General features: G+C 71.4%; 20 protein-coding genes and 1 pseudogene. 8 read left to right on the top strand and 13 right to left on the bottom strand.

What is annotated here, in order from left to right:
* Window positions 1-50: 50 nt before the first annotated feature.
* The 6 genes from AB0K00_RS41215 to pdxH form a co-directional block, all read right to left on the bottom strand.
* Window positions 51-1,220 carry an acyl-CoA dehydrogenase family protein gene (locus tag AB0K00_RS41215; RefSeq protein ID WP_363532820.1) on the bottom strand — a complete coding sequence of 390 codons (1,170 nt, stop codon included), beginning with the start codon at window positions 1,218-1,220 and terminating at the stop codon, window positions 51-53.
* A gap of 26 nt (window positions 1,221-1,246) precedes the next feature.
* Window positions 1,247-1,537 carry a type II toxin-antitoxin system VapB family antitoxin gene (locus AB0K00_RS41220; RefSeq protein ID WP_033364898.1) on the bottom strand — a complete coding sequence of 97 codons (291 nt, stop codon included), beginning with the start codon at window positions 1,535-1,537 and terminating at the stop codon, window positions 1,247-1,249.
* Between the two features lie 65 nt (window positions 1,538-1,602).
* On the bottom strand, window positions 1,603-2,220 hold the full coding sequence (locus AB0K00_RS41225; RefSeq protein ID WP_363532822.1) for a nitroreductase family protein: 618 nt from the start codon (window positions 2,218-2,220) through the stop codon (window positions 1,603-1,605).
* Window positions 2,207-3,145 carry an aldose 1-epimerase family protein gene (locus tag AB0K00_RS41230; RefSeq protein WP_363532825.1) on the bottom strand — a complete coding sequence of 313 codons (939 nt, stop codon included), beginning with the start codon at window positions 3,143-3,145 and terminating at the stop codon, window positions 2,207-2,209. The genes AB0K00_RS41225 and AB0K00_RS41230 overlap by 14 nt, the downstream gene beginning before the upstream one ends.
* 16 nt (window positions 3,146-3,161) lie before the next feature.
* Window positions 3,162-4,406 carry an MFS transporter gene (locus AB0K00_RS41235; protein ID WP_363532937.1) on the bottom strand — a complete coding sequence of 415 codons (1,245 nt, stop codon included), beginning with the start codon at window positions 4,404-4,406 and terminating at the stop codon, window positions 3,162-3,164.
* Window positions 4,394-4,993, bottom strand: coding sequence for a pyridoxamine 5'-phosphate oxidase (gene pdxH, locus AB0K00_RS41240; RefSeq protein WP_363532828.1), 600 nt, complete (start codon window positions 4,991-4,993; stop codon window positions 4,394-4,396). Before pdxH ends, AB0K00_RS41235 begins: the two co-directional genes overlap by 13 nt.
* A gap of 204 nt (window positions 4,994-5,197) precedes the next feature.
* Between pdxH and AB0K00_RS41245 the strand changes: the two genes are divergently transcribed.
* The 4 genes from AB0K00_RS41245 to AB0K00_RS41260 all read left to right on the top strand — a co-directional run bounded on the left by AB0K00_RS41245 (window position 5,198) and on the right by AB0K00_RS41260 (window position 9,862).
* Entirely contained in the window at window positions 5,198-6,295 is a 1,098-nt protein-coding gene (locus AB0K00_RS41245; protein ID WP_363532831.1) for a citrate synthase 2, read from the top strand.
* Between the two features lie 131 nt (window positions 6,296-6,426).
* Window positions 6,427-7,545: a phosphoserine transaminase gene (gene serC / locus AB0K00_RS41250; protein WP_363532834.1), complete on the top strand. Its 1,119-nt coding sequence runs from the start codon at window positions 6,427-6,429 to the stop codon at window positions 7,543-7,545.
* A gap of 160 nt (window positions 7,546-7,705) precedes the next feature.
* Window positions 7,706-8,848 (top strand): septation protein SepH, encoded by a 1,143-nt coding sequence (gene sepH / locus AB0K00_RS41255; protein ID WP_363532837.1) that lies wholly within the window; start codon window positions 7,706-7,708, stop codon window positions 8,846-8,848.
* A 27-nt stretch (window positions 8,849-8,875) separates the two neighbouring features.
* Window positions 8,876-9,862: an aldo/keto reductase gene (locus AB0K00_RS41260; protein ID WP_363532840.1), complete on the top strand. Its 987-nt coding sequence runs from the start codon at window positions 8,876-8,878 to the stop codon at window positions 9,860-9,862.
* A 4-nt stretch (window positions 9,863-9,866) separates the two neighbouring features.
* Here AB0K00_RS41260 and thpR read toward each other — a convergent pair whose 3' ends face one another.
* From thpR to AB0K00_RS41285, 5 genes are all read right to left on the bottom strand, one after another.
* The gene (gene thpR / locus AB0K00_RS41265; RefSeq protein WP_363532843.1) at window positions 9,867-10,421 is read right to left on the bottom strand and encodes an RNA 2',3'-cyclic phosphodiesterase; all 555 of its coding nucleotides are present in this window, start codon (window positions 10,419-10,421) and stop codon (window positions 9,867-9,869) included.
* The gene (locus AB0K00_RS41270; RefSeq protein ID WP_363532846.1) at window positions 10,418-10,945 is read right to left on the bottom strand and encodes a hypothetical protein; all 528 of its coding nucleotides are present in this window, start codon (window positions 10,943-10,945) and stop codon (window positions 10,418-10,420) included. Before AB0K00_RS41270 ends, thpR begins: the two co-directional genes overlap by 4 nt.
* A gap of 1,437 nt (window positions 10,946-12,382) precedes the next feature.
* Window positions 12,383-13,159 carry a maleylpyruvate isomerase family mycothiol-dependent enzyme gene (locus AB0K00_RS41275; protein WP_363532849.1) on the bottom strand — a complete coding sequence of 259 codons (777 nt, stop codon included), beginning with the start codon at window positions 13,157-13,159 and terminating at the stop codon, window positions 12,383-12,385.
* Between the two features lie 34 nt (window positions 13,160-13,193).
* Window positions 13,194-14,519, bottom strand: a complete 1,326-nt coding sequence (locus tag AB0K00_RS41280; protein WP_363532852.1) for an MFS transporter — start codon at window positions 14,517-14,519, stop codon at window positions 13,194-13,196.
* Window positions 14,516-14,956 carry a MarR family transcriptional regulator gene (locus tag AB0K00_RS41285; RefSeq protein WP_363532855.1) on the bottom strand — a complete coding sequence of 147 codons (441 nt, stop codon included), beginning with the start codon at window positions 14,954-14,956 and terminating at the stop codon, window positions 14,516-14,518. The genes AB0K00_RS41280 and AB0K00_RS41285 overlap by 4 nt, the downstream gene beginning before the upstream one ends.
* Window positions 14,957-15,065: 109 nt before the next feature.
* Here AB0K00_RS41285 and AB0K00_RS41290 point away from each other — a divergent pair, with 109 nt between their 5' ends.
* Complete coding sequence (locus AB0K00_RS41290) at window positions 15,066-15,299, top strand: DUF2530 domain-containing protein (RefSeq protein WP_363532940.1); 234 nt, start codon at window positions 15,066-15,068, stop codon at window positions 15,297-15,299.
* Window positions 15,300-15,309: 10 nt separating this feature from the next.
* The gene (locus tag AB0K00_RS41295; RefSeq protein ID WP_363532858.1) at window positions 15,310-15,702 is read left to right on the top strand and encodes a VOC family protein; all 393 of its coding nucleotides are present in this window, start codon (window positions 15,310-15,312) and stop codon (window positions 15,700-15,702) included.
* On the opposite strand, the gene AB0K00_RS41300 is transcribed toward AB0K00_RS41295, so the two are convergent.
* Both AB0K00_RS41300 and AB0K00_RS41305 read right to left on the bottom strand, forming a co-directional pair.
* Complete coding sequence (locus tag AB0K00_RS41300) at window positions 15,692-16,384, bottom strand: helix-turn-helix domain-containing protein (RefSeq protein WP_363532861.1); 693 nt, start codon at window positions 16,382-16,384, stop codon at window positions 15,692-15,694. The genes AB0K00_RS41295 and AB0K00_RS41300 overlap by 11 nt on opposite strands.
* The gene (locus AB0K00_RS41305) at window positions 16,371-17,222 is read right to left on the bottom strand and encodes a DUF3027 domain-containing protein (protein WP_363532864.1); all 852 of its coding nucleotides are present in this window, start codon (window positions 17,220-17,222) and stop codon (window positions 16,371-16,373) included. Before AB0K00_RS41305 ends, AB0K00_RS41300 begins: the two co-directional genes overlap by 14 nt.
* A 63-nt stretch (window positions 17,223-17,285) precedes the next feature.
* Here AB0K00_RS41305 and AB0K00_RS41310 point away from each other — a divergent pair.
* A pseudogene (locus AB0K00_RS41310) lies at window positions 17,286-18,746 on the top strand (MFS transporter); the annotation flags it as partial.
* A 422-nt stretch (window positions 18,747-19,168) separates the two neighbouring features.
* The gene (locus AB0K00_RS41315; protein ID WP_363532867.1) at window positions 19,169-19,861 is read left to right on the top strand and encodes a futalosine hydrolase; all 693 of its coding nucleotides are present in this window, start codon (window positions 19,169-19,171) and stop codon (window positions 19,859-19,861) included.
* Window positions 19,862-19,878 lie beyond the last annotated feature (17 nt).

Genomic DNA, 19,878 nt, shown 5'->3' on the forward strand with positions numbered 1-19,878 from the left:
ATCTTCTCCCTATCACGGTAGAGGGGTCGGTAAAGCGCCGCGAATCGATCTCAGCCGAATGCGGCGAGCCCGGTCAGCTTCTGGCCGATGACCAGCTGATGGATCTCCGAAGTCCCCTCGTACGTGAGCACCGTCTCCAGGTTCGCGGCGTGCCGCATGACCGGATACTCGGCGCTGATGCCGTTGGCGCCGAGGATGGTGCGGCACTGCCGGGCGATGGCGAGGGCCTCCCGGACGTTGTTGAGCTTGCCGACGCTGACCTGCTCCGGCGTCAGCACCCCGGCGTCGGCGCGCCGGCCGAGGTGCACGGCGAGCAGATACCCCTTCTGCAGCTCGACGGCGGCGTCGGCGAACTTCGCCTGGGTCAGCTGGAAGCCCGCGATCGGCTTGCCGAACTGCTCGCGGGCACCCGCGTAGTCCAGCGCGGTGTGCAGGCTGTCACGGGCGGCGCCGAGAGCGCCCCACACGATGCCGTACCGCGCCTCGGTGAGGCACGACAGCGGCGCCTTCAGCCCCTTCGCGGCCGGCAGCAGCGCGTCGGCCGGCAGCCGGACGCCGTCCAGGACGATCTCGCCGGTGCAGGAGGCACGCAGCGACAGCTTGTGCTTGACCTCCCGGGCCGTCACGCCGGGCGTGTCCATCGGCACGACGAACCCGTTGACGCCCGCCTCGGTGCGGGCCCAGATCACGGCGACGTCGGCGACCGGCGCGTTGGTGATCCACATCTTGGTGCCGTCGAGGATCCAGTCGTCGCCGTCGCGGCGGGCCCGGGTGGTCATCGAGCCGGGGTCGGAGCCGTGGTCGGGCTCGGTCAGCCCGAAGCAGCCGATGAGGTCGCCGGCCGCCATGCCGGGCAGCCAGCGGTCCTTGTGCGCGTCGGAGCCGTACTTCCAGATCGCGAACATCGCCAGGGAGCCCTGGACGCTGACCAGGCTGCGGACGCCGGAGTCGCCGGCCTCCAGCTCCAGGCAGGCGAGGCCATAGGCGACGGCGCTGGACCCGGCGCACCCATGTCCGGTCAGGTGCATGCCGAGGAGCCCGACGGCTGCGAACTCCTTGGCCAGGTCGCGGACCGGCACCTGGCCCCGCTCATACCAGTCGGCGACATTGGGTCGCACGTGGTCGTCGACGATGCGCCGGACTACAGCGCGGATCGCCAGCTCCTCCTCGGAGTGCAGCGCGTCGACATCGAGCAGGTCCAGGGGCCGGGTCGTCGTCACAACTAACACTGTAAGTCAAACGGTGCTTAAGCCTGAAGGACTCTCGCGTGGATCGAGGTGCGTTGCTGCAGGGCCGCGCGCAGGGCGCGGTGCAGCCCGTCCTCCAGATACAGCCCGTTCTCCCACTGGACCACGTGCGGGAACAGGTCGCCGTAGAACGTGGAGTCCTCGGCGAGCAGCTTGTCCAGCGCCAGCTCCCGCTTGGTGGTGATGAGCTGGTCGAGCCGCACCGGGCGTGGCGGGATCTCGGACCACTGTTTCAACGTCAGCCCATGCTCCGGATAAGGCCGACCGTCGCGGACCGCCTTGAAGATCATGAACGTTTCACCCCCTGACGCGCCAGGGTACCGACCCGGTGCGACAGAACCGACGCCGAGCGTTGTCACAAATCGGCGCTGGCGCCCCAGTGTCCGCGGTGGGTGACGGTGTGCGACTCGCGGCGTCCCCGTTTGAGTGACGGTGACTTGACGTCGGTCGCTCGATAACCGATCGTCATCGCGCCGATCGGCGTGTACTCCGCCGGCACCCCGAACGCCTCCCGGTATGCGGCGTCGGACGCCGGCGGGATGCCGAAGAAGCACGCGCCCAGACCCTCGTCGACCGCGCCCAGCAGCACCAGCAGGCTCGCCATCCCGGTGTCGATGTGCCAGTAGGGCACCGGCCAGCGGGCCTCGTCCCGGTCGGACCAGCCCTTGTCGGGCTCGGCATACCGGTCCAGGTACGCGTCGCGGTGGCTGTGCGGCACGACGATCACCGGCGCCCGGCTCATGCCCTCCAGCCACGCCGTCAGGCCGGAGTCCGGCGGCGTGGTCGCCGCCCAGAACTTCGCCCGGTCCTCCTCGGAGGTCAGGACCAGGAACTCCCAGCCCTGCGAGAACCCCGCCGAGGGGGCGTGCACCGCATACCCCAGGAGCTTGTCGACGAGTTCGGCGTCCACCGGACGCGACGCGTCGTAGTTGCGCACCATCCGCCGCCGGCGGATCGCCTCAGACAGTTCCACGAATCCCCCACACCCCGTGCCAGGACGTTCCCGGCTCCAGGGTCACCACATCACGCCCGGACCGGAACGCGTCGGGCGGGCAGGTCATCGGCTCGATCGCCAGAGCCTTGCGCAGCCGATCGGCAGGAAGCGTGTCGGAGGAGTACACCTGCCACCAGCCGAACGACGAGTCGGCCCAGACCGTGACGCCCCGGCCGTCGGGGGCCGTGACGGTCACCTTCGAGCCGCCGTCCGCGTCGGTCTCCACCTCGCCGAACGCCGTGTCGAGGACGGTGGTGCCGAGCCGCCGGCCCTCCACGAAGTCATATTCGCTGCCGGCGACCCGGGCCGCGCCGATCGGCAGCAGGCGCGCGTCGACGAGCAGCCGGCTGCGGGCCGGGACCTTCAGCGTCAGGTCGTCCACCGCGACGCCGGGCACCACCACATACGGGTGGGTGGCCAGGCCGAACGGTGCGGCCTGCGAGCCGATGTTGGTCACCTCGTGCTCGGCGCGCAGCCCGCCCTCGCCGACGGACCAGGTCGTGCGCAGGCGCAGCGGCCACGGGTAGCCCGGCACCGGCACCAGGTCGTGCTCGACGGTCACGCTGTCCGGCGCGGCGTCGACGAGCCGCCAGCGGGTCCAGTTGACCAGGCCGTGGATGGCGTTGTGCCGCTCGGGTTCGGTCAGGGGCAGTTGCAGGTGCTCGCCGCCGAACGCGTACTGCCCGTCGCGGATGCGGTTGGGCCACGGGGCGAGGACCTGCCCGGCGCTGCCGACCGCGCGCTCCTCCTCGGTGAAGCCGGCGAGGACGTCGGCGCCGTTGACGGTGTAACTGCGCACGCCACCGCCGACCTCGACGATGACGGCCTCGTGGCCGCCCGACGTGATCGTCCACTGTGTACCCGAAGGGGCGTGCGAGAGCTGCGCGGCGGCGGCGGTGTCCATGGCCGCGACAATATCCTCAGTCCGACCGGTCGGTGTACCGAAGCAGGACGGGAAATGTCAGGCCGATCAGGACGGCCACCACGGCGGCGGCGATCCCGCCGCTGACCCAGGAGAAGGTGGCGCTCGTCGCGTCGGCCACCGAACCGGCCCGAAGGTCACCTAGACGTGGACCTCCGGCAACCACGGCGAAGAACACGCCCTGCAGCCTTCCGCGCATCTCGTCTGGCGCGCTGAGGAGCACGGTCTGCCGGTACACCCCACTGATCATGTCGGCGGCGCCGGCCACGGCCATGAAAGCTACACACGCCCACAGCCACGGCACCGCACCGGCGACCGCGACGGCGAGCCCCCAGCCGACGACGGCGAGCACGAGCGCCACGCCCTGCCGGTGGACGCGGCCGATCCAGCCCGACGTGAGCCCCGCCACGGTCGAGCCGATGGCGATCGAGGCGTACAGCCAGCCCAGCGACGCCGCGCCGTACCGCTGGTCGGCGACGACCGGGAACAGCGCCTTCGGCATCGCGAGGACCATCGCGGCGATGTCGATCGCGAACGTCAGCAGGATCAGCTTCGACCCGGCGAGGAACCGCAGGCCGTCGCGGATGTCACGGAGCCCGCCGGTCGTCTGCGCCACCGCCGCCGGCGGCAGCGACGGCAGCCGCAGCGCCGCCCACAGGACGATCGTGAAGAGAACGGCGTCGATGGCGTACGCGACGGAGAAGTCGGCGGACGCGATCACCAGACCCGCGCCGACCGGCCCGAAGATCGAGGAGACGCTGGAGGCGGTGAAGCTCAGCGTGTTCGCCGCCGCGACCTCCCCCTCCGCGATCAGCGCCGGGATGATCGCCTGCCGGACCGGGCTGTTGACGCCGAACGCCGCCGACTGCGCCGCGATCAGCGCGAGCATCAGGTGGGGGTTGTTCACGTGCAGGACCGCCTGCGCGAGCAGGCCGAGCGTCGTCAGCCACATCAGCGTCGAGCTGGTGAGCAGCACCTTGCGCCGGTCGAACGCGTCGGCGATCGCGCCGCCCCAGATCGAGAACACGATCAGCGGCACCAGGCCGACGAAACTGGCGATGCCGACCCACAGCGCCGACCTGGTGATGTCGTAGACCTGCACCGGCACGGCGACCGCGGTGAACTGCACCCCGAAGAAGGACACCGCATTGCCGACGAAGAGCCGCCGGTACGCCACGTGCCGCAGCGGCCGGACGTCGATCACGTGCTTGCGCAGCGACTCCTGCAGCGTCACGGAGCCAATCTTTCGACACCGTTCGCCGTGTACCTGAGGCGGTCGTGCAGCCTGCTCGGCCGTCCCTGCCAGAACTCGACCTCGTCGGGGCCGACCCGGAACCCGCCCCAGTGCGGGGGCGCGGTCAGCGGCCCCGGCCGCGACTCGACCGCCTCCACGAGCGCCTGCAGCTCGTCGCGGGAGCCGATGACCCGCGACTGCGGGCTCGCCCACGCGCCGACCTGCGCGCCGTGCGGGCGGACCGCGAAGTACGCCTCGGTCTCCTCGCGGGACACCTTCACGACCGGGCCGTTGACGATCACCTGGCGGTGCAGCGCGTACCACGGGAACACGAGACTCGCCCGCGGGTTCGCCGCGAGATCCTGGCCCTTGCGCGACTCGTAGTTGGTGAAGAACGTGAAGCCGCGCTGGTCATACCCCTTGAGCAGCACCGTGCGGGCACTGGGCCGGCCGGTGCCGTCGGCGGTCGCGAGGAGCATGGCGTTGGGCTCGGGCAGGTCCGCCTCGACGGCGTCGGCGAACCAGGTGGCGAACTGCTCCAGCCACGTCCCGGCGAGCCCTTGCTCGGTCAGCTCTCCCGTGTACTCATTGCGCATCCGCGATAAATCTTGCGGTGATGTGCTAGGTCTCACGCTCACATCCTTCCTCCGGCGATCACAGATGCGTGAAGATGTGTCACGTAGGACACATTTGAGCCCCCGTTCAGTCGGCACCGGCACCCCACCGGGGCGAAGATGTCAAAGGGAACACCGACGGGTAACAAACCTAGTCAGACACCCCCGAAACAGCAGGAGTGCGAGATGTCCGATTTCAAGCCGGGACTCGAGGGTGTCATCGCCTTCGAATCCGAGATTGCGGAGCCCGACAAGGAAGGCGGCGCCCTGCGCTATCGCGGCGTCGACATCGAGGATCTCATCGGCCAGGTGTCGTTCGGCAACGTTTGGGCGCTCCTGGTCGACGGCAAGTTCGGCCCTGGCCTGCCGCCGGCCGAGCCGTTCCCGGTGCCCGTGCACTCCGGCGACATCCGGGTCGACGTGCAGTCGGCGGTAGCCATGCTGGCCCCCTACTGGGGCCTCGGCCAGCTGCTGGACATCGAGACCACCCAGGCCCGCGAGGACCTTGCCCGGGTCAGCGTCACCGCCCTGTCGTTCGTCGCGCAGGCCGCCCGCGGCCTGGGCCTGCCGGCTGTGCCGCAGAAGGAGATCGACAAGGCCGACACGATCGTCGAGCGGTTCATGCGCCGCTGGCGGGGCGACCCGGACCCGCGGCACGTCAAGGCCGTCGACGCCTACTTCATCTCCGCCGCCGAGCACGGCATGAACGCCTCCACGTTCACCACCCGGGTGGTCGCCTCCACCGGCGCCGACGCCGCGGCCTGCATCTCCTCGGGCATCGGCGCGCTGTCCGGCCCGCTGCACGGCGGCGCGCCGTCACGCGTCCTGGGCATGATCGAGGCCGTCGAGCGCAGCGGCGACGCCGAGGGCTACGTCAAGAGCGTCCTGGACCGCGGCGAGCGCCTCATGGGCTTCGGCCACCGCGTCTACCGGGCCGAGGACCCGCGCGCCCGCGTGCTGCGCCGCACCGCCAAGGAGCTCGGCGCGCCGCGCTTCGAGATCGCCGAGGCCCTCGAGAAGGCGGCCCTCGCCGAGCTGCACGCCCGCCGCCCCGACCGGGTCCTCGCCACCAACGTCGAGTTCTGGTCCGCGGTCGTGCTCGACTTCGCCGAGGTCCCGGCGCACATGTTCACGTCGATGTTCACCTGCGCCCGGGTTGCCGGGTGGAGCGCGCACATCCTCGAGCAGAAGGAGCTGGGCCGCCTGGTCCGGCCATCCGCCACCTACGTCGGGCCGGCGCCGCGCAAGCCGCAGGACGTCGAGGGCTGGACCGCATTGATGTGATGCCTGGTTTTTTGGTGTGATGCGCGTCGCCCTCGGGACGTAATCGCCCGGAAACGCGGTGGTGGGAGTGGCAGGATTCGCGGGGTACCCGTACCTGCCCGCCCGCCGCCGCATCCCGGAGTACCCACACCATGGTCGACATCCGCATTCCCGATGAGCTGAAGCCCGCCGACGGCCGCTTCGGCTCAGGCCCGAGCAAGGTCCGGCCCGAGGCCGTGCAGGCCCTCGCCGGTGTCGCGACCTCCTACCTCGGCACCAGCCACCGGCAGAAAACCGTCCGCGACGAGGTCGCCCGACTGCGCCGCGGCTTCGCCGAGCTGTTCAGCATCCCCGACGGCTACGAGGTCGTCCTGGGCAACGGCGGCAGCACCGCGTTCTGGGAGATCGCGGTCTTCGGCCTGATCCGCGACCGCGCGCAGTTCGCCAGCTTCGGCGAGTTCGGCGCGAAGTTCGGCAGCGCCGCCAAGAAGGCACCGTTCATCGGCGACCCGACGATCATCAAGGCCGACCCGGGCACCGCCGCGTTCCTGCGGGCCGAGGCCGGCGTCGACACGTACTGCTCCCCGCAGAACGAGACCTCGACCGGCGTCTCGGTGCCGGTCCAGCGGGTCGACGGCGCCGACGAGGGCGCACTGGTGCTCACCGACGCCACCTCGGGCGCCGGCGGCCTCGACGTCGACGTGTCGCAGACCGACGTCTACTACTTCGCCCCGCAGAAGTGCTTCGGCTCCGACGGCGGCCTGTGGATCGCGATCATGTCGCCCGCCGCGATCGCCCGCGCCGCGGAGATCAAGGAGTCCGGCCGCTACATTCCCGACTTCTTCGACCTGCAGACCGCGATCGACAACTCGCGCCTCGAACAGACCTACAACACCCCGGCGCTGTCGACGATCTTCCTGACCGCCGAGCAGGTCGACTGGATGCTCGCCGGCGGCGGCCTGTCGTTCGCGACCAAGCGCAGCGCGGAGTCGGCGTCCATCCTGTACGGCTGGGCCGAGCGCTCGCCCGTCGCGACCCCGTTCGTCACCGACGCCACGGTGCGCTCCAACGTGGTCGGCACGATCGACTTCGCCGACTCCGTGGACGCGACGAGGCTGGCCAAGGTCCTGCGCGCCAACGGGATCGTGGACACCGACCCGTATCGCAAGCTCGGCCGCAACCAGCTGCGGATCGCGATGTTCCCGACCGTCGACCCGGCCGACGTCGAGGCGCTGACGGCCTCCATCGATTACGTCATCGAGCGTCTTTAGTTTGTATGTACGAATGCCCGCCGCCTGTTTCCTGAGGTGGCGGGCATTCCTGTTTGCTTTCTGTCGGCGCGGCACGCTTCGCTCCAGCTAGGGTTACGCGTACTGTGACCGAGTGGTACCGGGAAAGTCGGTGCCGATGCGGGTGGGACGGAGGCACGCTATGCGGCCTGTGCGATTCGTCGCCCTCTCCGAGGACGGCCAAGCGTTCGTCCTCGCCGATGAGGTCGGCCGACTGCTCGCGCTCCCGATCGATGACCGGGTGCACAGCGCCCTGCGTCCCGACCAGAGCCACCCCACCACGACGATGGAAACCGCCGCGTCGCAGCTCGCGCCGCGGGACATCCAGGCGCGCATCCGCTCCGGCGAGTCCGCCGAAGAGGTCGCCCGGGTCGCCGGCGTCCCCGTCGACCGGGTCCTGCGCTACGCCGGTCCGGTCCTGCAGGAGCGGGCCATGCTCGCCCAGCACGCCCGCCGCACCAAGCTGAAGACCTCCGACAAGGGCTCGTCCCTCGCGGAGGTCGTCGACGCGCGCCTCGGCCAGCACGGCATCGACACCGAGAAGATCTCGTGGGATGCGTACCGGCGCGAGGACGGCACCTGGCGCATCACCGCGACCTGGCCGAGCGGCAAGGCGACCGCGCAGGCCGTGTGGGAGCTCGACAAGGCCCGCCAGAACGTCGCCCCGCACGACGACATGGCGCAATACCTGTGCACCGAGCGCGCCCCGCACGTGCTGGGCCAGGAGCCGCCGGCGCCGGACCGGGCACTGCCCAGCCGCGGCGAGACGAGCCGCGGCGACCTCGGCATGCGCCCCGACCCGCTGCGGCACGGCGGCGGCGGCCACGAGCTGATCCGCCCTTCGAACGTCCAGCCGGAGCGCCGTTCCGGCGGTCGTGGCCTGGGCGGCGGCCTCGGCGACCGCGGCACCGACCGTGGTCTGCTCGGCAACGACCCGATCCGGGCCGGCCGGGACGCGCTGCTCGCCTCGCTCGACCGCCCCCTGGGCTCCGCGCCCTCGGATGAGGTCGCGCCGGCGCCCGCCCCGGTCGCCCAGGGTGAGAACCGGGCCCGTGGCGCCGCCGCGCTGATCGGCCGCTCGCCGTTCGACGACGACAGCGACCAGAGCAAGGAGATCCCGGCGGTGCCGTCGCTCGCCGTGCTCCGCCCGCGGCGCAACACGCCGTCGGCCGCCGGTGGCGCCGCCGACCAGCCGACCACGTCGGACAAGCCGCGCAAGCGCCTGCCCAGCTGGGACGACGTGCTCTTCGGCGGCGCGCCCTCCGCGGCCCGGGAAACCAGCTAACTCCTCCGGCCCGATAGGTTGGGGTGCATGGAGTACACCAACCTCGGGCGGACCGGCCTCTCGGTCAGCCGCCTGTGCCTCGGCACCATGAACTTCGGGCCCAAGACCACCGAGCCCGACAGCTTCGCGATCATGGACCGGGCACTGGACCACGGCATCAACTTCTTCGACACCGCCAACGTCTACGGCTGGAAACTCGGCGAAGGCGTCACCGAGCAGATCATCGGCCGCTGGATCGCCCAGGGCGGCGGCCGGCGCGAGAAGGTCGTCCTCGCCACCAAGGTCTACGGCAAGATGCAGGAGTGGCCCAATGGCCAGGGCCTCTCGGCGCGGCACATCATCGCCGAGGCCGACGCCTCCCTCAAGCGCCTGCAGACCGACTACATCGACCTGTACCAGATGCACCACATCTCCCGCAGCACGCCGTGGGAGGAGATCTGGCAGGCGATGGAGCTGCTCGTCGCGCAGGGCAAGGTCCTCTACGTCGGCTCGTCGAACTTCGCCGGCTGGCACATCGCGCAGGCCCAGGAGTCGGCTCAGCGGCGGCACTTCCTCGGCCTGGTCGCCGAGCAGTGCATCTACAACCTCATGGCCCGCACGGTCGAGCTGGAGGTGCTGCCCGCCGCCCGCCAGTACGGGCTGGGTGTCATCCCCTGGTCGCCGCTGCACGGCGGCCTGCTCAGCGGCGCCATCGCCAAGGCCGCCGCGGGCACCGCCGGCCGCTCCAGTGAGGGCCGCTCCGCCGAAGGCCTGGAGAAGCACCGCGCCGCCATCGAGGCATACGAGAAGCTGGCCGCCGAGCTCGGCACCGACCCGTCCAACCTGGCCCTGGCGTGGCTGCTCGCCCAGGACGGCGTCACCGCACCGATCATCGGCCCCCGCACCATCGAGCAGCTCGACTCGACCCTCGGCACCCTGGACGTGTCGCTGGACGAGGCGACCCTACAGCGGCTCGACGAGCTCTTCCCGCCGGTCGGCAACGGCGGCGCCGGCCCGGAAGCCTGGGCCTGGTAGGGGCTTACTCCCCGCTTCGGGCCGTGGCCAGCGCCTCATAGGTCGGCCGCGGCCCGAGCTCGCTCTTCATCAGCCGCACGTCATCGACGCGCCACTGCGGTCCCTGATAGCCGCGGAGCACCTCGAGGTCGGCACTGAGGTCTTCGGCCGGCAGCCGGTCTCCCGGCCGGGCGATCGTCACGTGCGCCTGCAGCGGCCTGTGGTCGAACGGCAACCGCCGCTTCCTGAGCAGCTTCCGCACCGCGTCGCCGAGCGGCGCCACGTCCCCGTCGACCTTCGCGACCAGCGTGGTGAACTTCCCCCGCCCGAACCTGCCGCCGCCCTCGATCCGCACCTGCGGCTCCAGCGCCGGCAACGCCCGCAGCACCTCGACCGCGTCGTCGGCACGCGCGTCGTCGACCTCACCGATGAACGCCAGCGTCATGTGCCACTGCTCGGCCGGCACGAGCCGCAACGAGTGCCCCTCCGGCATCGGCCTGGCGACGGCGAGCGTCCCGACCATCTCCGCGAAGTGCCGCTCAACCTCCGCCGGCAGGTACGCCGCGATGAACAACCTCACCGCTGCTGTGCCCCCGCGTCCCGCAACGCCAACCCGGCCCGCTGCAGCTCACCCTCGACCCTCAACCGCTCAACCTCCAGGTCGACCCCGCTCACCTCGTCAAGGTACTGCTCGATCCCCAACTGCACGCACGCAACCCGCAACGCCTCGTCATATGCCCGCTGCACCGCGTTGAACCACACCTGGGACCGGGTCGCCACCCCCATCCGCAACCGGTTCAACCGGCGCAGGTCCCCGGCCAGCTGCTCGATCGGCGGCACGGCAGGCACCGGCGCCGGCGTGGCGGCAACCGTGTGCAACGCCCGCCCCGCCCAGCTCATGTGCCACCACCGCCGGACCGGCCCGTCCCGCCATCCCGGCTCACGCTCCCGGCGCCGGCCGAGCTTCCTGACCGCCCGCCGCAGCCCGCGCATCCCCCGCTCGAGCATCTCGTCGGCGTGGATGAGCAGCAGGCAGACAAGACACGGCGCCACGGCGATCAGCCCTATGGCGCCGGCGACCAGCAGGCCGTGCAGCACGCCCACACTCTGAGGCTAAGCCCGCACGAACAACGACCGCCACCGATCCGCCCAACTTCGGCACCGACTCGCAACCAATCACCACTCCTACCGCCCGCCCCGCTCCCATTACGTCTTCGATCACGACCGGATTGACCGAAGTCGTCGCGATGACCGGACGATCCCGCGAGCCTCGACGTCTGAACGGCCGGTGGGAGGTTCTCGGCTTTCGCACCTTTTGCGTTCCGCTGGTCCGGCCGCGACCCGCTCGTCACCATGAGCTCCGACCTTTGCGCGCACGACCTGGTCAACCCGGTGGATCACTGGTCGCGGAGGAACAGGGAGATCCACCGGGTTGTGGGGGATCCGTCGGGTGTCGGCGTCCGAAGGAGCGGGATGGCTTCGCCGTTGACCGCAACCGGACCCGGCGTTCGGACCGGGGCGCATGCCGGAGCCCGCGCGAGACGAGCGCGTGGCGGCGGTCGAGAAGGTGCGCAACCGCAAGGGCCGCTGGGCGCCCCCTTGTGCTACGGGCTCGTCACCATGATCACGGAACTTCGGTGGTTGCCCAGGCCCAGCGAGTGAAGCTCGCGAAGTGCGCTCTTCGAACATCGGTGCCGTCGGTCGTCTCGGCGGTCGGGCGCGGGGCCTTGGCGGATGCCGTCCCGGGGTCTGTCCGGATCGGGGGCGGCGGCGGAACACGGCATCGGCGGCGCACAACCGATCCTTCCGGTTGTTCGGTGGGCTGCGGGTTGCAGGCTCGACACGGCACGACGATCGCGCCACTCATACGCGCGGACGAAGGCCGTGCGGAACCACGAAGGCCACGGCACTCGATCGCCGCGTTCATCGGGCACGCCAACCACGCACGCGAACCGCAACGAATGCCCAACGAGCGGATCGGCGGCAGCCAGGCGCGGGGGCCGCTGGGCGCCCCTTGTTCGGTGGGCTGCGGGTTGCGGGCCCGGCGGGAGGAGCGGTGTTCCAGGTCGGGCGTCAGGTGGTCCCACGCGCCCGGGACCCGCCTCAGACCGCTCGGCGGGGTCAACACCGGCGACGGGCTCGACACGGGCACGGACCGCGCCATTCCATACGCGCGGACGAAGGCAATGCAGAACCACGAAGTCCACGGCACTCGATCGCCGCGTTCATCGGGCACGTCAACCACGCACGCGCACCGCAACGAAGGCCCAGCAAGCGAATCGGCGGCAATCAGGCCGAGCCGGTGGCACCCCTCGTCGCCACCGGATCGCCCCAGTCACCGTTGCCATCTCCGCCACTTACCGCTTCGCCCGCCACCGCCACCGCCACCGCTACCGCGCCCGAGCCTCCGAACGATCGCCGTTCGATCGGCCACCCCCGTCGGTCAGCCGACCCAACCTCGTCGATCATCCGCTCGCGCCGGTCCACCGTGCGCGCCGCCGACCTGTGCGCCCGCTGGCCGACAGCCAGGTCGCGGAACGCCTACTGCGTCGAGGCCACCAACAGCTTGCGCAGCTCCGCCAGAGTGGCGTCGTCGCCCTCAACCTGGACGTCGGACACGCCCGGTGACTCCCGCGCCCACAGCCAGCGCAACACCCCCGCCGCGCTGCCGCTGACGGTCGCGCCCACGGGCATCGAGGCCGCGGCCGCCGGGTCGGCGTCGCTGACCACGGCGCCGGTCGTCTCGGTGCGGACCAGCCAGCCCGGCCCGCCGTCGACCCCGACGATCACCGTGCGGCCCTCCGCACCGGCGAGGACGGGCTCGAAGTCCTCCACCCACGCGTGCGACCCGTAGTCCACGAACAGCTTCAGCACCTCGTCGATCCCGTCGACCGCCAGGTCCTCGGGGATCGTGGCGACCGGCACCCCCAGCGCCAGCTCGGCGTCGAGGCGGTGGATCACGGTCTCCTGCGCCATCCGCCGGATCCAGAAGCCGACCGTCTGGTCGGGCTCGTGCCAGGTGCGTGACGGGCTGGCGGCGTCACGGGCGGCGAACTCGCCGGTGAGCTCGGCGTAGGCGCGGTTGAGCTGCTCGATCGGCGGCTCGGATTCCAGGTCTGCTGGTGGCCAAGGGTCGGGGAAGGTGTTGAGCCGCATGCACTCGACCTTGTGCAGATAGACCTCGGCGACGTGCCTGACCAGGTCGGCGACGGTCCAGCCGGGGCAGCTCGGCACCGCGGCGGTCAGGTCCGACGCGGCGACCTCCCGCAGCCGCGCAACGTCGGCGGCAAGACATTCCAGCAATCGCGATCGCTCCATGCCCGCGACCTAACCACATGGGTACGACAAAAAATCAGCGAACAGCCGGCCGCACCCGCGGCACCCGCAGCTCGAACGCCGGCGTGTCCTTCCGGGCCGGTTCGAACACGTGGAGGTGGGGCCGGGGGCGCAGGTGCACGCTCACCTTGCCGCCGACCTTGCGCAGCTGCATGGCGGCCATCACGAGCGTGGCAAGGAGCGACACGAGCCCGCCGATCCAGATGCCGGACCGCGGCCCGTACCGCTCCGCGCACCACCCGATGATCAGCGAGCCCAGCGGCGTACTGCCGAGGAAGACCAGGACATACAGCGCCATGACGCGACCGCGGAACTCCGGGTCGGTGCCGAGCTGGACGCGCTGGTTCGCCGCCTGCGCGAAGTAGATCATGAAGAAGCCGGTGGGCAGGAGCAGCACCACGGCGGTGACGAACGTGGGCGCGAACCCCACGAGCGTCTCGAACCCTCCGAACAGCACGGCGGCGGCGAGCACCGCGTATGCCGAGGGTCGCGCGCGGCGGCGCGAGCTGGCCAGGGCGCCGCCGAGCGCACCGACGGCGAGCGCGGTGGTGAGCAGGCCGAAATACTGGGCCGAGGCGTTGAACTCGACCTTCGCCAGGACGGCGAGGGTGAGCTGGAAGTTGAAGCCGAACAGTCCGACCACCAGCACCAGCAGGATCGCGAGACTGAGGTCGGGCCGGCGCTTCACGTAGCGCAGTCCGTCGATGGTACGGGCATCGCTCGCCGCGACCGGCGGCCCCTCGACGCGGAACAGCTCCTCGGTGCGCATCCGGGTCAGCCCTACCAGCGGCGCGAGACACAGTCCCGCCGTGATCAGGAAGATCGGGCCGGTACGGTCATGCAGCAGCGCGATGACCAGCCCAGCGATCGCGGGCCCGACGACCCGCGCGGTGTTGAACGTGGCGGAGGACAGCGACAGCGCGTTGGGCAAAAGGTCCTTGCCCACCAGCTCGGAGACGAACGCCTGGCGCACCGGCGTCTCGATCGCGCTGATCACGCCGAAGAGCGCCGCCGTCACGAAGACCCACCACAGGTTCACCACGCCGGTGACGACCAGCGCGCCGAGCAACGCCGCGACCACAGCGGACGCGGCGTTGGCGATCAGGAGCAGACGGCGTTTGTCGAACCGGTCGGCGAGCTGACCCCCGTACAACGTCAGCAGGAGCACCGGCGTGAACTGCAGGGCCGTCACGATGCCCAGTGCCGTCGGGGAATTGTCGGACAGCTGCAGGACCAACCAGTCCTGCGCGACGACCATCATCCATGTGCCGAGAAGCTTGACCAGTTGTCCGGTCGTGAACAACCGGTAATTGCGAACCTTCAGCGAACCGAAGACGGTCATGCGCTACGGCCTATCCGACCGAGGATCTCGGCCGCCTTCCCGAGCGTCTCGCGCTCCTCCGGGGTGAGCGCGGCGAGCTGCTTGGCCAGCCACTCGTCGCGGGCGCGGCGGTGCTCAAGGATGACGGCGCGGCCGGACTCGGTGGCGGCGAGGATGACCTGCCGGCCGTCGGTCGGGTGCGGGGTGCGCTGGACCAGGCCGCGATCTTCCAGTTTCGCGACGATCTTGGTGAGCGTCGGCGGCTGCACCCGCTCGGCGTCGGCCAGCTCACGCGGGGTCAGCGCGCCGTTGAGCTCGAGGCTTGTCAATGCCGACAGCTGCGTGATCGTCAGGTCGCCGATCGGTCTGGCCTGGCGCAGGCGGCGGTTGAGTCTGGTGATGCTGTCCCGCAGCGCCGCCGCGAGCTGCGCACCAGTGATCTTCGGGGCACGGGTCATCATCACAATCGTTAGCTTATCTAATGAGCTTGGCTAACGACCTGTGTCGGTGATCACGGGGAGTACCGTGTGCGGCGTGACCAGCCAGCCGAAGCCGCTCGACCCGCCGATGGTGCCCTTCGCCCTCGCCGGGATCGGCCTGTGGATCGTCGCGGTGCTCGTGATGCTGCCGTTCCGCGACGAGCTGGCCGACGCCGGGCACGGCAACTGGTTCGGCATCGCCGTCGCGGGCGTGCTGTGGGGCATCCCGGGTGGGCTGACCATGGTCGTGCACGACCGCAACCGGAAGCGGCGGCGGGCCGCGTCCGATTCCTTCAAGACCGGGGCGACCGGCGGCGCCTAGCCTTTGGGGCATGGCACCCACACTCAATTACATCGGCCTCGTGGTGGCCGACATGCCCAGGTCCCTGGCGTTCTACCGGCAGCTCGGCCTGGACGTCCCGGCCGATCAGGACGCCGCGCCGCACGTCGACCTGACGCTGCCCGGCGGCATGCGGATCGCCTGGGACACGGAGGAGACGATCCGTTCGTTCGACCCGGACTGGACCGCGGGCGCCGGCAACGGCCGCTCGGCGCTCGGCTTCGAGTGCGACACGCCCGCCGAGGTCGACAAGGTCTATGCCGAGATGATTTCCGCGGGGTACCACGGCCACAAGGCACCCTGGGACGCATTCTGGGGCCAGCGCTACGCGGTCCTGCACGACCCTGACGGCAACGGCGTCGACCTCTACAGCGCTATCGGATGACCTCTCGCAGCGGCGCGCCGGCCAGCGCCTTCACCTCACGGGAGAGGTGCGCCTGGTCGGCGTAGCCGGTGCTGGCCGCCACCACGCCGAACGGCATGCCGCCACGCGCCAGGTCCAGCGCCGCGTTCACGCGGAGGATGCGGGAGAGGGTCTTCAGCCCGTACCCGAAAAGGAACAGGCCGCGACGGTGCAACTGCCGCTCACTGAGGCCCACCTCGGTGGCGATCTCCGCGACCGGCCGGCGGGATCTGAGCCGCTGGACCACCGCACGCACCCAGGGATCGTCCGGTTTGTCGTTCCTGGCAAATGCCGCCTCAAGCTCGGCGGCGGGATCGGCGGCCTCGTCGAGCAGTTCGGTGAGCCGCCTGACCCGCGCCGACGGCCACAGCGCCGACAGCGGCACCCGCCGGTCGCGCAGTTCCTCGGCGGGGACACCCAGGATGCCGGGCGCCATGCCCGGGTCGAAGCGGATCGCCGTATACGTGCAGCTCCCGGCACCGATCCCCAGCTTCGCGGTGGTGTCCGGGCCGGCGACGAGCAGCCGGCCCTCGTAGTGGATCACGTCCATGCAGCCGTCAGGCAGGACGCGGACCGGCTCGCCCCCGCTCGCGCGACGCTGCCAGACCGTCGCGTCGAGCATCCGCGACGGCCGCTCCCGGTAGCCGAACTCAGCCGTGACCATAGGGCTCGGCGGGCTCGGCCTCGTCGACCGATCCGTGCGCCCGGCTGACCGACACCGACTCGACCTCGCTGTCGTCGAACACCGTCGGCAGCTCATCGACCGCCTGGATCTGCTCGACCAGCACCTCGGAGTGCGCACCGCAGCCGTGGTCGACGCTCACGACCTGGGCGTCGTCGGGCGCGTACTCATTGCCGCACACCCCGAACGACTGCCGCATCGACCCGGCGAGCTGCAGATAGAACCCGCACGAACCGCACCTGGCCGCCGACGGCGCGGCGACGGAGATCGGCGCGTTGGGCCCGCGGTCGCCGTCATACCACCGCTGGGCGGCGTCGAGCCGGCCCTCGCGCGACAGCACTCGGACCCGGCCGAGACCGAGTTCCCAGTTGACCTCTTCGATCGCGGGGTCATCGGACTGTACGTAACCCGGCGCGAGCCGCACGTCGTCGGCCGGCGTCGGCAGCAGGTCGCCGACGCCCAGGTCACCGGGCTGCAGGCGCTCCTGCCACGGCACCCATTCGGGTGCCCGCAGCGCCTCGGGGCCGGGCAGCAGCGTCGACTCGCAGATCGTCACCTGCTTGCTGCGCGGGATCCGGGTGACGCTCACCGCCCAGCGCCAGCCCAGGTATCCGGGCAGACCACAGGCAAAGAAATGTGTGACGAGCCGCTCACCTTCGGCGACGACGCCGAGATGCTCGCCGACATGATCGGGGTCGACGACGTCCAGCCCGCGGCGGGCGATCTCCACGGCGTCCGCGCAGACCTGGTCGGGCTTCCCCGCGCGGCCGCTGGAACGGGTCGGGGTGGTCGAGGCTGTCACCCCTCCATTGTTCCTCATCGCCACGCCCGATGAGCACGGCGGCCCCGGCGTGGTCGGAAACTGTCGCACCCATGGTTCAGGATGGGGGGCATGTCGGTGATTCGGGGCGTTGCGCAGACCGTGGTGACCACCGTGCGGGCAGCACGGGTCGCCACCGTCGGCGGCGCCCGGGCCGGCCGCTTCCTGGGCCGCAACCTGCTGCGCGTCCGCGAGCGCGGCGCCGGCGGCGAGACCGGCATGCTCCGCCTCCTCGACCTGCACGCGGCCTCCTGCGCCGGCGACACCCTCGTCGCGCTCGGGCTCGCCGGCACGATCTTCTTCTCGGTGGAGGCGGGTGAGGCCCGCGACCGGGTCGCCCTGTATCTGGTCGTGACGATGCTGCCGTTCGCGCTGCTGGCCCCGATCGTCGGGCCGGTGCTGGACCGGTTCCGGCACGGCCGCCGCTATGCGCTCGCCCTCACGATGCTCGGCCGGGCGTTCCTGGCGATCCTGATCTCCGAGCACCTCACCGGTTGGGCGCTCTATCCGGCCGCGTTCGGCATGCTCGTGCTCTCCCGTGCCTATGGCGTGGCCCGCAGCGCCGCCGTGCCCCGCGTGCTGCCCAAGGGGCTCGGCCTGTCCGAGGCAGGGGCCCGCGCCTCCGTCTTCGGCGCGTTCGCCGGCGCGATCGTGCTGCCGATCGGCCTGGCCGCCGCCCATTTCGGCCCGCAGTGGCCGCTGCGGCTGTCGACCCTCGTCTTCTTCTGGGGCATGGTCACCTCGCTGCGGCTGCCGCCCCGCGCCGACTCGGACCCGCCCGAGCAGGTCCCCCGTGTCCTGCAGCGCCCCAGCCACCGCGGCGCCAAGATCCTCTCCGGCCGGCTGGTCGTCGGGGCCCTGATCGGCAGCGCGACCCTGCGCGCGCTCTATGGCTTCCTGACCCTGTTCCTGGCGTTCGCGATCAAGGAGAAGGTGCTCCCGGTCGGCCTCGGCCCGTGGCGGCTGTCGGAGCAGGTGGCGGTCGTGGTCGTGGCCGCCGCGCTCGGCGTCGGCTCGTTCCTGGCCACCGCCATCGGCACCCGCCTGCGCATCCACCGGCCGGCCCTGCTGCAGGCGGTCGGCATCACCCTGGCGGCGCTCGTCGCCGTCATCGCCGCCGACCGGAACTCGCTCGGCGCGGTGGCCCTGCTGTGCCTCGTCACCGCGATCGCCAGCGGGCTGGCCAAGCTCGCCGTCGACGCCTCGATCCAGGAGCGGGTCGACGAGCAGGTCAGGGCCAGCGCGTTCGCCCACTCCGAGACCCTGCTCATGGTCGCCTGGGTCCTCGGCGGCGCCATCGGCCTCATCCCGTTCGGCGCCGACTGGGGCCTGATCGTCGCCGCCACGTTCATGGTGTTCGGTGCGGTCCGGGCGCTGTGGTCGGCGGTCTCCCTGCGCAAGGAGCGCCTGCGCGGCGCCCCGCTCGACCACGACGAGCAGCCCACTGACCCGGTCGCCGCCACCCAGCCCAGCGGGCCGGCCGCCGCCGCATCCGGCGCCCCGTCCGGCTCAGCGTCCGGCGGCCCTGCGTCCGCTTCGGGTGGTCGGGGCGGATCTGACGCGACGACCGTGCCGCGACCGGCCGGCGGGACCTCGGGCGCGGCACCCGGCACAGCTTCGGGCGCGGGCTCGGGAGCGGCCGCCGGCGCGACCCGGCGGATGCCCTTCCAGTCCCGGACCGGCGACGAGACCCGGACCGTCGAGCAGGGCGCCGAGGGTGACGGCTCGCGGCGCCGCTTCGGATGGCGCCGTCGCACCCCAGCGACCGCCCCGGCCGGTGCCGGCGGGCCGGCGAGCGGCCACGACGGCGCCCGGCAGCCCGCTGACGCGACCCGCCAGATGCCGGCCGTCGACGTGGACGAGACGACACCACTGGCACCGCCTGGATACACCCTGTATCGCCCCTCAGGCATCGACTCGACCAGACGCCTGGAGGATGACGAACGATGAGGCCGTTCCTGGGATATGACCGCGCGCTGATCGTCACCGCGGTCGAGATCGAGCGGGCCACCGTGCTCGCCGGTCTCGGCATCGCCGACCCGCACCCCGACGATCTCGAGACGGGCGCACCCGTCGTGGTCGTCGCCGCGGGCGTCGGCCCGGCCGCCGCGGCCGCCGTGACCGCGCAGTTCACCACGACCGCGGTCAACGACGGCCGACCGTTCGGGGTGGTGCTGTCTGCCGGCATCGCGGGCGGCTTCGCCGGCCGGGTCGAGATCGGCGGCCTCGTCGTCGCGACCGAGAGCATCGCCGCCGACCTCGGCGCCGCCGGCCCCGACGGCTTCGAGAGCGTCGACGACCTCGGCTTCGGCACCGCCCGCCACGACGCGGACCCGGCGCTGCTGCGCACGTTGCGCCAGGCGCTCCCCGAGGCCGTCGGCGGTCCCGTCCTCACCGTCTCCACAGTCACCGGCACCGCCGAGTCCAAGGAGGCCGTCCAGAAGCGCCACCCGGATGCCGTCGCCGAGGGCATGGAGGGCTTCGGCGTCGCCACCGCCGCGCGGCTGTGGCCGGGCACCGCATTCGGCGAGATCCGCGCCGTCTCCAATGCCGTCGGCCCTCGTGACCGGGCCGCCTGGCGCATCCCGCAGGCCCTCGAAACCCTCCGCGATGCCTTCGCCACCCTCGCCGGCCGCTGACACTCTCTGCCTGCACT

The organism is Dactylosporangium sp. NPDC049525 (assembly GCF_040676755.1).
In the GTDB taxonomy this organism is placed as follows: Bacteria; Actinomycetota; Actinomycetes; order Mycobacteriales; family Micromonosporaceae; genus Dactylosporangium.